The 12458-nt window shown below is 73.0% G+C and carries 11 protein-coding genes; 6 read left to right on the top strand and 5 right to left on the bottom strand.

From position 1 onward, the window contains the following. Both GQS09_RS22540 and GQS09_RS22535 read left to right on the top strand, forming a co-directional pair. On the top strand, positions 1-495 hold a 495-nt coding region (locus GQS09_RS22540; RefSeq protein ID WP_165989124.1), incomplete at its 5' end, for a phosphotransferase family protein. A gap of 44 nt (positions 496-539) precedes the next feature. Further along, on the top strand, positions 540-827 hold the full coding sequence (locus GQS09_RS22535; RefSeq protein WP_165989122.1) for a zf-TFIIB domain-containing protein: 288 nt from the start codon (positions 540-542) through the stop codon (positions 825-827). Positions 828-1025: 198 nt separating this feature from the next. On the opposite strand, the gene GQS09_RS22530 is transcribed toward GQS09_RS22535, so the two are convergent. Then, positions 1026-1928: a glycoside hydrolase family 19 protein gene (locus GQS09_RS22530; protein WP_165989120.1), complete on the bottom strand. Its 903-nt coding sequence runs from the start codon at positions 1926-1928 to the stop codon at positions 1026-1028. Between the two features lie 210 nt (positions 1929-2138). On the opposite strand from GQS09_RS22530, the gene GQS09_RS22525 reads away from it, so the two are divergent. After that, a complete protein-coding gene (locus GQS09_RS22525; RefSeq protein ID WP_165989119.1) occupies positions 2139-2768 on the top strand; it encodes a DM13 domain-containing protein in 630 nt (209 codons plus the stop codon). Between the two features lie 73 nt (positions 2769-2841). After that, positions 2842-3237, top strand: a complete 396-nt coding sequence (locus GQS09_RS22520) for a hypothetical protein (RefSeq protein ID WP_165989117.1) — start codon at positions 2842-2844, stop codon at positions 3235-3237. Between the two features lie 7 nt (positions 3238-3244). On the opposite strand, the gene GQS09_RS22515 is transcribed toward GQS09_RS22520, so the two are convergent. The 3 genes from GQS09_RS22515 to GQS09_RS22505 all read right to left on the bottom strand — a co-directional run bounded on the left by GQS09_RS22515 (position 3245) and on the right by GQS09_RS22505 (position 7489). Further along, positions 3245-4012: a nucleoside/nucleotide kinase family protein gene (locus GQS09_RS22515; protein ID WP_243761676.1), complete on the bottom strand. Its 768-nt coding sequence runs from the start codon at positions 4010-4012 to the stop codon at positions 3245-3247. An 89-nt stretch (positions 4013-4101) separates the two neighbouring features. After that, positions 4102-6333, bottom strand: a complete 2232-nt coding sequence (locus GQS09_RS22510) for a glycoside hydrolase family 3 N-terminal domain-containing protein (RefSeq protein ID WP_313896281.1) — start codon at positions 6331-6333, stop codon at positions 4102-4104. Between the two features lie 598 nt (positions 6334-6931). Beyond that, positions 6932-7489: a YceI family protein gene (locus GQS09_RS22505; RefSeq protein WP_165989113.1), complete on the bottom strand. Its 558-nt coding sequence runs from the start codon at positions 7487-7489 to the stop codon at positions 6932-6934. 110 nt (positions 7490-7599) lie between these two features. Between GQS09_RS22505 and GQS09_RS22500 the strand changes: the two genes are divergently transcribed. Further along, positions 7600-8082, top strand: a complete 483-nt coding sequence (locus GQS09_RS22500; protein ID WP_165989111.1) for a MarR family winged helix-turn-helix transcriptional regulator — start codon at positions 7600-7602, stop codon at positions 8080-8082. Between the two features lie 487 nt (positions 8083-8569). Beyond that, positions 8570-11101 (top strand): glycoside hydrolase family 9 protein, encoded by a 2532-nt coding sequence (locus GQS09_RS22495; RefSeq protein WP_165989109.1) that lies wholly within the window; start codon positions 8570-8572, stop codon positions 11099-11101. 214 nt (positions 11102-11315) lie between these two features. Here the strand turns inward: GQS09_RS22495 and GQS09_RS22490 are convergent. Next, positions 11316-12458: FtsX-like permease family protein (locus GQS09_RS22490; protein WP_165989107.1), on the bottom strand; the 1143-nt coding region annotated here is incomplete at its 5' end.

Below are 12458 nucleotides of genomic sequence, written 5' to 3'. Positions count from 1 at the left end.
CGACTGGCCGCGGCCTGCGGGGCCGTGGAGCGGGCCTGGGACGGGCTGCCCGGCTGGTGCCGGGCCGAGCCGGGCACCGCCGCGCTGCCGCCCGGCTCCGGCGCGCCGCCCGCGCTGTGCCACGGCGACTTCCACCTCGGGCAGTTGCTCCGTCATCCGCCGGAGCACGGGCCGTGGCGGCTGATCGACGTGGACGACCTGGGAACGGGCGAACCGGCCTGGGATCTGGCCCGGCCCGCGGCCGGCTTCGCGGCCGGCTTCCTGCCGCCCGGCGACTGGCAGCGGCTGCTGCACGCCTACCAGAAGGAGAGCGGCACCACCGGCGAGGACCCGTGGCCCCGGCTGGACGGACCCGCCCGCGCGGTGACCGTGCAGTTGGCGGCGCTGAGCCTGGTGCGGGCCGGGACGGACGGCTCAGCCCTGGACGAGGACGACGAAGCACTGATCGACGCGTGTGTCCGCATCACACACCTGGTTTCCGGGGGGACCCTTTAACCTGGGGAGACCAGCGAACGATTCGTAAGGGGATGGAACCGACCATGCAGTGTCCCAAGTGCCACGCGGCCATGCACACCTTCAACCGCAGCGGTGTCCAGATCGAGCAGTGCAGCGGCTGCCGGGGGATCTTCCTGGACTACGGCGAGCTTGAGGCCATCACCCGCCTGGAGGGCCAGCAGTTCCCGCCGCAGGCGGCCCCGCCCGCCCCGGCGCCCGGCGGCTACGCCCAGCCCCAGCCCGGCTACGGCCAGCCCGCGTGGGGGGCGCCGCAGGGCGGCCACCACGGCTACCGGCGCAAGAGCTTCTCCCGGATGCTGTTCTCCTCCTGACACTGTGTCGATTCCGTACTGTGCGGCGCCGCGGGCCTGCGGCGGGGACCGCCTTCGGCGGCGGGGCCGTGCGCAGGCCGGGCGAGCGACGCGGGCGGTGCGGGAGAGTACGGCCGGTCCGGCCGGCAGGGGTTCGGGCGTACCCTCCCGCACCCGGTGCCACGCGTCCGGCGCCGGTGAAGGCGGAGCCGCGGCCGGTCAGCAGCCGAGGTTGGTGCCCGGGGTGGTGCCGAGGATCTGGACGAACTGGCGGTAGCGGTCGATCCGGCTCTGCACCTGGGCGGGGTTGCCGCCGTTGCACTCCAGGGCGCCGTTGATGGAGCGGATGGTCTCGCCGAAGCCGTGGCCGCCGGTCATGGCGGTGTGCGGGGTCATGGTGCCCGGGCCGGACTGGGTGTTCCAGTACCACAGGGCGGTCTTCCAGGCCACGGCCGCGTCGTTCTGCACCAGCCAGGGGTTGTTCAGCAGGTCGAGACCGAGGGCGTCGCCGGCCGCCTTGTAGTTGAAGTTCCAGCTCAGCTGGATGGGGCCGCGCCCGTAGTAGGCCGCCTGCCCGGCGGGGCAGCCGTACCACTGGCTCGTGTCGCAGTAGTGCGGGTAGTTCGCCGTGTTCTGCTCGACGATGTGCACCAGGCCGCCGGTCTCGTGGTGCACATTGGCCAGGAACGCGGCGGCCTCGCGGCGCCTGGTGGTCTCGTCACCGGTGGCGGCGAAGCCGGGGTAGGCGCTGAGCGCGGCGGTCAGGCCCTGATAGGTGTAGAAGGAATTCCGGCCCGGGAACATCTGGTGGAACTGGGCCTCGCTGACCACGAAGCCGCCGGGACCGGGTCCCGGGTCGCCGGGACCGCCGTCGCCGTCCCCGCACACTCCGTCGTCCCGCCAGACCCCGGAGCCGCCGGTGCCCGGGGTTTCGTTCCGGGTCCACCATCGGGCGGTCCAGTTGCGGCCGTTGTACGAGGCGGTGTCGCCGTTCCAGTAGACGGCGGTGGCGTTCCAGGGTGTCGCGCAGGCGGCGGCCGAGGCGGTGGACGCGGGCAGCAGCACGACGAGCGAGCCGAGCAGCACCGAGGCGGCGGCCCAGGCCGGCAGACGTCTGAACATCCGGACTCCCCTCCCGCGGCGTGGGGTTCCGCGGTGGTCGAGTGTTGTGTCGGAGTACAGTCAAGAGATTTGGACTAGACCAGTCAAGGTGTAGACCAATTCCCGGAACGTAAGGCTTCCGTAAGACGGGATCAGCCGGATACGTGCCCGTGGCGGTCCCGGCATGCCGTTCAATGGGCGGGACGACCTGCCGCACAGGGGGAGACGGACATGAACGGGCTGTGGCGCCTGCTGACCAAGCCGGTGGCGATCGTGGTGCTGGTGGCCGGAGCCGCCGCCGTGGGTTTCGGGATGTACTGGTTCCAGCCGTGGAAGCTCTGGGTCGACGAGACCGTGCACGAGGACCTGCCCACCGCCGCCGGCACGCCCGGCCAGGAGCGCGGACAGGACGCCGCGCAGGACGCCGGGCAGGGCAGCGGCGGGGGCACGGAGGCGGACGGGGCCTCGCCCTCGCCCTCGCCCACCGAACCGGCCGGGCCGGCGGAACTGGCCACCGGCGAGTTCATCACCCACGAGCACGACACCACCGGCACGGTCCGCATCCTCCGCCTGGAGGACGGCTCGGTGGTGCTTCGCCTGGAGGACCTGGACACCAGCAACGGCCCCGACCTGCACGTCTGGCTCACCGACGCCCCGGTGATCGAGGGCCGGGACGGCTGGGGCGTCTTCGACGACGGCCAGTACCTCAGCGCCGGAAAGCTCAAGGGCAACAAGGGCGACCAGAACTACCCGCTGCCGGAGGACACCGGCCTGGACGCCTATACCAGCGTCTCCATCTGGTGCGACCGCTTCAACGTCTCCTTCGGCGCCGCGGAACTCGCCTGGACGACCGGAGCCTGAGCCGTCCTCGGGGAGAGGCGTTACGCTGACGCCCTGCGTCGTTGCCGCAACCGCCCGAGAACCGGAGGTCACCGTGCGCGTCGGTCTGCTGCGAATGATCGGAGCCGCCACCGCTGCCTACGGCATCGCCGTCGCCGCCCGCCCGGCCCTGCTCGCCAGACCCTCCGGCCTGACCGACCGGGACGGCCGGGTCGCGGAGGAGACGGAACTCTCGCTGCGCCCGCTGGCCTGGCGGGACGCCGCCAGCGGCCTGGCCCTGCTGCTGGCCCCGGAGGGCCCGGCGCTGCGCACCGCCGCCGCCGTGCGCATCGCCTCCGACCTCGGCGACGCGGTGCTGCTCGGCACCGCCCTGCGCGGCCGGTTCCGCCGCTTCGGCGTGGTGACCACCGCGGGCGGCTGGGCCGCCCTCACCCTCGGCGCGCTGCTCGCCCCGCCGCGCGACGAGACCGGCGGCCGCTCCGCCCGCTGACGGGACCTCAGGGCAGGCCCGGCAGCACGGCGGTGACCGTGCGATCGCAGCGCGGCCGGGAGCGGACGACCAGCTCGGCATTGGGGCGGTCGTTGGAGTCGATCCAGGCCCGGGCCGCCCCGGGGCTGCGCCCGTACCCGGTGTGGCGGTCCATCAGCCGGACGTCCCGCTCGGCCTCGGGCGCGTCCACGTACCAGACCTCGGCCATCAGCGCCCGGGCGGCCGTCCAGCTGGGAAGGTCGCAGGCCAGGTAGTTGCCCTCGGTGACGATCAGCCGGACCGCCGGCGGCACATGGTGGCGGGCGGCCACCGGTTCGTCCAGGGCGCGGTCGAAGTCCGGCACATAGATGTCTCCGCCGCCGCCTCCGCCGCCGCTGCCGGGACCGGTCTCGGTGAGCAGCCGGTGCAGCAGGGCGGTGTAGCCACGGACGTCGAAGCTGGGCTCGGAGCCCTTGCGCGAGCGNAGCAGGGCGGTGTAGCCACGGACGTCGAAGCTGGGCTCGGAGCCCTTGCGCGAGCGCAGGCCGAGCCGGTCCAGCTGGGCGTTGGAGAGATGGAACCCGTCCAGCGGGACGTGTGCCGCGGTGTCCGGGCCGAGCGCGGCGACCAGGGCGCGGGCCAGGGTGGACTTGCCGGCGCCCGGCGGGCCGGCCAGGCCGAGTACGGCGCGGCCGGAGGCGGGCAGCAGGGCCAGCGCGTCGGCGGCCAGTGCGGTCAGTGCGGCCGGGCCGGACGGCGCGGAGCCGGGGGAGCCGGGAGAGAGCGGCGGCTGCATGGCTGCACCCTACGCACCCCGGACGTGGCCCTCCCGCCGAGGTGCGGGGGAGGGCCACGGACCGGGGTGAGGGGTGGGGAGTGCCCCTGCTAGCCGGTCGTACAGGTGGTCTGCGGCACGGACGCGGACCCGGAGGCGGTGAAGCCGAAGGAGGCCGAGGCGGACGGCGCGAGCTGCCCGTTCCAGCCGGCGTTGGTCACCGTGACGGCCGAGCCGGAGACGGTGTGGGAGCCGTTCCAGAGACTGTTGATGGAGACGCCGGACGGGTTGGTCCACCGCACCTGCCAGCCGCTGATCGCCGCGGAACCGGTGTTGCGGACCGTGACCTCCGCCTGGAAGCCGCCCGACCAGGCGTTGATCACCCGGAAGTCGGCGGTGCACTCCGCCGCCGGGTCCGGATCGGGTTCCGGATCGGGATCCGGGTCCGGGTCGGGGTCCGGCTCAGGGTCCGGGTCCGGATCGGGATCGGTGCCGGAGTAGGTCAGACCGTGGCCGAGCGGGAAGAGGGCGTCCTTGCCGTCCCCGTCGTTGATCGGCTGCTGGCTCGCCGAACGCATCCAGGTCACCGGCAGCGTACCCGTCGGCGCGTGGTCGCCGTACAGCACATCGGCCACGCCGCCGCCCTCGGTGCCCGGCAGCCAGGCCGCCAGCAGCGCGTCCCAGTCGCCGAGCTGCCCGGCGATGTCCAGCGGCCGTCCGGAGACCAGCACCACCACCAGCGGTACGCCGGAGGCGCGCAGCCGGCTCAGGGTGTTCAGATCCTCCTGGTCCAGCCCCATGGAGCCGCGCCGGTCGCCGTGGCCCTCCGCGTACGGGGTCTCCCCGATCACCGCGACGGCCACGTCGTAGGAGGAGTCCATGCCGTGTCCCTCCCGGTGGTAGGTGATCCGGGAGGCGTCGCCGGCGACTTCCCGGAGACCCTCGAGGATGGTGGTGCCCTCGGTGACCGGCCCGCTCTCGCCCTGCCAGCTGATGGTCCAGCCGCCGCTCTGGTTGCCGATGTCGTCGGCCGACTTGCCGGCCACGAACACCCGGGCCGAGCGGTCCAGCGGCAGCACCCCGCCCGCGTTCTTCAGCAGCACCTGCGACTTGCGCACCGCCTCCCGGCCGATCGCCCGGTGCGCGGCCGAGCCGATGGTGGAGGTGTACGAGCGGTCGGTGAGCGGCTGTTCGAACAGGCCCAGCTCGAACTTCTTGGCCAGGATGCGGCGGTTCGCGTCGTCGATGCGCGCCATCGGCACCCGGCCGGCCTGCACCTCGGCGCGCAGGGTGCTGATGAACTGCTGGTACTCGTAGGGGACCATCACCATGTCGATGCCCGCGTTGACGGCCGCGGCCACCTCCGCACCGGTGAAGCCCGGGGCCCCGTCGAGCTGGTCCACGGCCGCCCAGTCGGACACCACGAAGCCGTCGAAGCCGAGCTCGCCCTTGAGCAGGTCGGTGATCAGGTAGCGGTGGCCGTGCAGCTTCTCGCCGTTCCAGCTGCTGTAGGAGATCATCACCGAGCCCACGCCGCGCTCCACCGCTTCCCGGAACGGCGGCAGGTGGACCGCCCGCAGCTCGGCCTCGCTGAGCCGGGTGTCGCCCTGGTCGACGCCGCCGGTGGTGCCGCCGTCGCCGAGGTAGTGCTTGGCGGTGGCCAGCACCGACGCCGGGCCGCCCAGGGTCTCGCCCTGCAGGCCCGTGATCAGCGTGGTCATGGCGGTGGGCAGCTCGGGCACCTCGCCGAAGGACTCGTAGGTGCGGCCCCAGCGGTCGTTGCGGGCCACGCACAGGCAGGGGGCGAAGTTCCAGTCGATGCCGGTGCCCGCCACCTCCTCGGCGGTGGCCCGGCCGATCCGCTGCACCAGCTCCGGATCGTTCGCCGCGCCCAGGCCGATGTTGTGCGGGAAGATCGTGGCCCCGCGCACATTGTTGTGGCCGTGCACGGCGTCGATGCCGTAGATCATCGGAATGCCCAGCGGGGTCGCCAGCGCGGCCCGCTGGAAGGAGTCGTACATGTCGGCCCAGGCCTGCGGGGTGTTGGAGGCCGGTGTGGAGCCCCCTCCGGAGAGCACCGAACCGAGCCGGTAGGTGGTGATGTCCGAAGGGGAGTCCAGGGCGCCGCGCTCGGCCTGGGTCATCTGGCCGATCTTCTCGTCCAGCGACATCCGGGAGAGCAGGTCGTCCACCCGGGCGTCCAGCGGCTGGGCGGGGTCGGTGTAGAGCGCGGCCGCGGGGGCGGCGCCGGCCTGGCCCGGGGCGGCGCCGAACACCCACCCGGCCGTCAGCAGGGCGGCGGCGCCGGCCGCCAGGCGTTTCAGTCTGCCTCGTCTCGTCACGGTGTCAGTCCTTCCGGTGCGGCGGAAACTGGTCGTCCCAGGCCGCGCAGTGGGGGGTCCGAGCCGGACAAACCGGCACGAGGATTGAACCCGACTCCTGGGAGCGCTCCCAAAACGCCGCGCGGAACACTCCCGGGGGGACGTCGGAACGGCGGAGCCGTGGTCCGGTCTCCGGCCCCGCGGGCATGCGGGGCCGAAACGGATGGAGCAGGGTGGAGCCGGTCGTGCGGGCTGTGCGGCGATGGTCGGGGTACGGGCGGCGCGGCGGCGCCACCGCGGGCGTACCGCCGGGCGGCGCGACGGCGCGGACCGGCCGGGCCGGGACGGTGCGGCTCCACCGGCCCGCTGGTCCGTGCCACCTTCCTGCGACTTGTGTCGGGGAGTGTCGCCCGGTGGTGTCGAAGTGACGCTTTCGACAGTGCTTCTCATGAAGCCAGCACAGCAGAAGCCTGTCAACGAGGCTGACAGGCTTCAGAGGTTGAAGACGCTGGGCGGAGATGAACGCAGAGCCGTGCCGCCGGCCCGGGGGTCGGCCGGCGGCACGGCGGCTCGGTCGCGGCGCCCGGACCGCCCGGATGGCGCCGCCGCGGGCCCGGCGTCAGGACTGCTTGATCGCCGAGACCTCGAACTCCAGCGTGACCTTCTCGCTGACCAGCAGGCCACCGGTCTCCAGCGGGGCGTTCCACACCACGCCGAAGTCCTTGCGGTTGATCTCCACGGAGCCCTCCAGGCCGACCCGCAGATTGCCGAAGGGGTCCTGGGCGGCGCCCTCGTAGGTGAACGGGATGGTCACCGGCCTGGTGACGCCGCGGACGGTCAGGTCACCGGTCACGTCGAAGGCGGTCTCACCGGTGCGCTTGACCGAGGTGGAGACGAAGGTGATCTCCGGGTGGTCCTGCATGGCCAGGAAGTCGTTGCCGCGCAGGTGCTCGTCGCGCTGGCTGTTCCGGGTGTCGATGGAGGCGGCCTTGATGGTCACCCGGACGCTCGACCGCTCCGGGTTCTCGCCGTCCAGCTCGGCCGTGCCCTCGAACTCGTTGAACGCGCCGCGGACCTTGGTCACCATCGCGTGCCGGGCCACGAAGCCGATGCGGGTGTGGGCCGGGTCGATGGTGTAGCTGCCGGTCAGCTCGGCGGTGGGGGCGCTGGTGCTCATGGTGTTCTCCCTGGTGAACGGGTGGGTGGGGTCATCCGCACGGATGAGGTGTCAGCTACGCCTCACCAACATACATGATGAATCATGTAATCCGCCGGTAGACTGGGCCCATGGAAGGCACCAGATGGCTGGACGCGGAGGAGCAGCGGGCCTGGCGCGCGTATCAGCAGATGCAGTCGCGGCTGAGCTCCCGCCTCAACCGCCAGCTCCAGAGCGACTCCGGGCTGTCCCTGGCCGACTACGAGGTGCTGGTCTGTCTCACCGACGTCGAGGAGGGCCGGCTGCGGCCCTACGAGCTCCAGCGGCGGCTGGAATGGGAGCAGAGCCGCCTGTCGCACCACATCGGCCGGATGCAGCGGCGCGGCCTGGTGAGCCGGGAGGGCTGCCCGGACGACGCCCGGGGCTCGTTCATCGTGCTGGCCGCGGCCGGGCGGGAGGCCATCGAGGCCGCGGCGCCCGGCCACGTGGAGGCGGTCCGGCGGTTCTTCCTGGACGTGCTGACCAGGGAGCAGCTCATGCTGCTGGGCGGGATGGCCCGCCAGGTCCTCCGAGGGCTGGAGGCCGCGCCGGCCGCGACCAGGAGCGGCGGCTGAGCCGTCCCGGCCGCGGCCGGGACGGCCTGCACGGGCACGGGGATTCCTCCGGGGGTTCCGCGCCGCGGGCGCGGAAGAGGGGCGTGCGCGCCTCTTCCGCCTCTCCGCGCCGGCGAGTGTCCCGACGGTCACGGGCTGCCGCAGGGCGCTCCCCGGCAGTTCGCGCCGGCGCGCGTCGTTCCCCGCCGGGCCGCTGCCGCCCGGCGCGGCACTGCCACCGCGGTGACAACGGTGCTGCCGCTCGCACCGTGCGGAGCGGGGGTGCCTGTGGTTGTTGAATCGTCTTGAGTGGGACGGTGTCTTGACGTGGACTCGTCCAGGCGCGCAGGATGCCCGTGGGAGCGCTCCCGTAACCTGTCCGACTCCGACTGAGGACCGAGGCGTGAGCCATCTTCCGCACCCCCCACTTTCAGCCACCCGCCGCAGGCATCGCGGCAGGAATCTTCTTCTGGGCGGCACAGCGATCGGTGCACTGATCGCCGGTGCCATGGCCGTCCCCCACGCCGGAGCCGCCGAAGGCCCCGAGCAGATCGTCAACGGCGACTTCTCCGCCGGCACCGCCCCCTGGTGGTGGACCGAGAACAGCCCCGCCTCGGTCGTGGACGGGGAACTGTGCGCGGAGGTGCCCGCCGGCACCCTCAACCCGTGGGACGCCATCATCGGCCAGGACGGCATACCGCTGATCGCGGGCGAGGGCTACGAGCTGAGCTTCACCGCCCACGCCAGCATCCCGGTCACCATCCGCACCAATGTGCAGATGGCCGAGGAGCCGTGGACCACCGAGCACTCCTCCGCGGACCAGATCACCACCGAGCCGACCGCCGTCAGCCACATCTTCGCCGCCGCGGACGACAACGACGCCGCGCAGCTCGCCTTCCAGATCGGCGGCAGCGAAGAGGCGTTCACCTTCTGCCTCGACGACGTCTCGCTGACCGGCGGCGCCGAAGTGCCCGACTACGAGCCGGACACCGGCTCCCCGGTCCGGGTCAACCAGGTCGGCTACCTCACCGAAGGGCCCAAGAGCGGCACCTTCGTCACCGACGAGACCGCGCCGCTGGCCTGGACCCTGAACGCCCCGGACGGCAGCGAGGCGGCCGCCGGCACCACCGAGGTGTTCGGCACCGACCCGACCTCCCGGCAGCACGTGCACACCTTCGACTTCAGCGAGGTCACCGAGGAGGGCGACGGCTACACCGTCACCATCGCGGGCGAGACCAGCGAGCCCTTCGCCATCGGTGACGGCCTCTACTCGCAGCTGCGCAGCGACGCGCTGGCGTACTTCTACCACAACCGCAGCGGCATCGAGATCGACGCCGGCCTGGTCGGCGAGGAGTACGCGCGCCCGGCCGGCCACCTCAACGTCGAGCCCAACCAGGGCGACGACAACGTGCCCTGCCAGCCCGGCGTCTGCGACTACACCCTGGACGTGACCGGCGGCTGGTACGACGCGGGCGACCACGGCAAGTACGTGGTCAACGGCGGCATCTCGGTCGCCCAGGTGATGGCCAACTACGAGCGCACCCTGAACACCGAGGGCGCCGACGGCGAGCCGCTGGGCGACGGCAAGCTGCGCGTGCCCGAGCAGGGCAACGGCATCCCGGACATCCTGGACGAGGCCGCCTGGCAGCTCGACTTCCTGATGAAGATGCAGGTGCCCGCCGGTGAGGAACTGGCCGGCATGGCCCACCACAAGATCCACGACGAGAACTGGACCGGTCTGCCGCTGCTGCCGCACAACGACCCGCAGAAGCGCGAACTGCACCCGCCGTCCACCGCGGCCACCCTCAACCTGGCCGCCGCCGGCGCCCAGTGCGCCCGCCTGTTCGAGCCCTACGACGCGGCCTTCGCCGACCGCTGCCTGACCGCCGCCACCACGGCCTGGCAGGCCGCCGTGGACAACCCGGAGATCTACGCCGACCCCAACGACGGCACCGGCGGCGGCGCCTACAGCGACAACAACGTCACCGACGAGTTCTACTGGGCCGCGGCCGAACTGTTCGTCACCACCGGCGACCCGGTCTACCGCGAGCACCTGGTGAACTCCCCGCTGCACGGCGACACCGACGCGGTCTTCCCGCGCGGCGGCCTGTCCTGGCAGTCCACCGCCGGCCTGGGCGCGCTCACCCTGGCCACCGTCCCGAACGAGTTCACCGCCGCCGAACTCGCCGGCGTGCGCGCCATGGTGACCGAGGCCGCGGACGGCTTCGCCGCCGACTCCCGGGCCGCCGCCTACGGCGTGCCCTTCGGCGGCACCAACTACGTCTGGGGCTCCAACAGCCAGGTCCTCAACAACATGGTGGTGCTCGGCACCGCCTACGACCTGACCGGCGAGTCGAAGTACAGCGACGCGGTGCTGCGCGGCATGGACTACCTGCTGGGCCGCAACCCGCTGAACCAGTCGTACGTCACCGGATACGGCGAGCGGGACTCGAAGAACCAGCACCACCGGCACTGGGCCAACCAGCTCAACTCCAGCCTGCCCAACCCGGCCCCCGGCTCCGTCGCGGGCGGCCCCAACGTGGAGATCCAGGACCCGGTCGCCCAGGACAAGCTGCAGGGCTGCGCCCCGGCCATGTGCTACATCGACGACATCGAGTCCTGGTCCACCAACGAGATCACCATCAACTGGAACGCCCCGCTGGCCTGGGTCGCCTCCTTCCTGGACGACCTCGAACCCGGCGACGGGAACGAGGAGCCGGAGGGCAGCTGCGAGGTCACCTACACCTCCTACCGCTGGAACTCGGGCTTCACCAGCTACGTGGAGATCAGGAACACCGGCACCGAGCAGGTCAGCCCCTGGGAGCTGACCTGGTCCTTCGCCGACAACCAGAAGGTCACCCACCACTGGAGCAGCCAGATCACCCAGACCGGCCAGGACGTCACCGCCCGGCCGGCCGCCTGGAACGGCACCATCGCTCCGGGCGCCTCGGTGAGCTTCGGCTTCAACGGCACCTCCAGCGGCCAGGTCGCCGACCCGACCGCGTTCCGGCTCAACGGCGCCGCCTGCACCACCCCGTAACAGCGCGCACCACCGCACCACCGCACCACCCACCCGTGCGGCCGGTTCCCACCCCGGAACCGGCCGCACGGCCGTACCGCCCGACGGGCCGCCGGCCGATCGCGGGCAGCGGCCGGGACGGCGATGCCGCAGCGCTCCGGGAAGAACCGGACGGGACGCCGCCGAGGAGCCCGGAACCTTCAGGGCCCGGGGCCCGCCGCCGGTGGCCCGGCGGCTAGAGGGATTCGGAGAGGGAGTCGGCGGGGCGGCGGTGGGCGGTGCGGGTGGCGGGAACGGCGGAGACGGCCAGCGCGCCGGCCACTGCCAGCACCACGACCGCGGCCAGCAGCGGCAGCGGCGGGGTCTGCGCGATGCCCGCGCCGATGCCGCTGGAGCGGCCCTGGGCATCGATCAGCCAGCGGCCGGCCGGAACGCCCAGGGCCGTGCCCGCCAGCGCGGCGGCCAGTGCGGTGAACCCGGTCGCGGTGACCATCACCGCGCCGATCTGGCGCGGGGTGAGGCCGATGGCCTTCAGGGCGAGGAGGTCGCGGCCCCGGTCCCGGACTCCGGCGGCGATGGCGGTGAGGAGTTCGGTCAGGCCGATCAGGCCCAGGACCGCGACCAGGCCGGCGATCACCGCGGAGGCGGGGGAGAGGCCGTCGGCCGGATTGGGCACGTCCCGGATGTCCAGCCGGCCGTCCACGGAGGCGGCCAGCCGGTCCCGTACCGTGTCCGGGTCGGCGCCCGGACGCAGGACGAGCTGGTAGAAGCCCGGCTTGAGCAGCGGATCGGCCTCCTGGAGGGTGTCCAGCGTGGTGGACAGCACCCGGCCGTTCTTGTCGGGTTCCAGGGAACGGCCCACGATGTGCAGGATCTGCGGGCGGCCCTCCACGGTCATCCGCACCCAGTCACCCACCCCGGCCCGGAGCAGGTCGAGCAGCCCCTGCCCGGCCACCGCCTCGTCCGGGCCCTGCGGCAGCCGTCCCTCCACCACCGTGAAGGGGTAGTCCTCGCCCAGGCCGCGCAGCGTGATGGTGCCGGTCTGGCCCGGGATCAGGGCGGCCACCTCGGCGCCGGGATGGACGGACTGCACGTCCGGGTGCGCGCCGAGCAGCCGCCGCGCCTCGGCCTCCGCCGGCCGGTCGGCCGCGGCGGCGTGCGGCGAGTGGGCGGTCAGCGCGGCGGGCAGCCCCAGTTCGGCCGGGTGGCTCCGGAACCGTTCCACCGTGGTCCAGGCGCTCAGCGCCACGGTGATCATCAGCAGCGGCAGCGCCAGCCGGGCCACGCCCAGCACGGTGCGCGCCCGGCGGGGGAAGGCGCCGCGCCAGCCGAGCACCAGTGCGGGCGGCAGCCGCAGCCCGAGCGCCCGCCGCACCAG

The organism is Streptomyces sp. YIM 98790 (genome assembly GCF_011421595.1).
GTDB lineage: Bacteria > Actinomycetota > Actinomycetes > Streptomycetales > Streptomycetaceae > Streptomyces.
Note: the sequence above shows the minus strand (reverse complement) of the source record. Positions and strands in the feature narration are given on the sequence as shown.

Coding starts and splice junctions, on each gene's coding strand:
- GQS09_RS22535 (WP_165989122.1), top strand. CDS start 540: ATGCAGTGTCCCAAGTGCCACGCGGCCATGCACACCTTCAACCGCAGC.
- GQS09_RS22530 (WP_165989120.1), bottom strand. CDS start 1,928: ATGTTCAGACGTCTGCCGGCCTGGGCCGCCGCCTCGGTGCTGCTCGGC.
- GQS09_RS22525 (WP_165989119.1), top strand. CDS start 2,139: ATGAACGGGCTGTGGCGCCTGCTGACCAAGCCGGTGGCGATCGTGGTG.
- GQS09_RS22505 (WP_165989113.1), bottom strand. CDS start 7,489: ATGAGCACCAGCGCCCCCACCGCCGAGCTGACCGGCAGCTACACCATC.
- GQS09_RS22500 (WP_165989111.1), top strand. CDS start 7,600: ATGGAAGGCACCAGATGGCTGGACGCGGAGGAGCAGCGGGCCTGGCGC.
- GQS09_RS22495 (WP_165989109.1), top strand. CDS start 8,570: ATGGCCGTCCCCCACGCCGGAGCCGCCGAAGGCCCCGAGCAGATCGTC.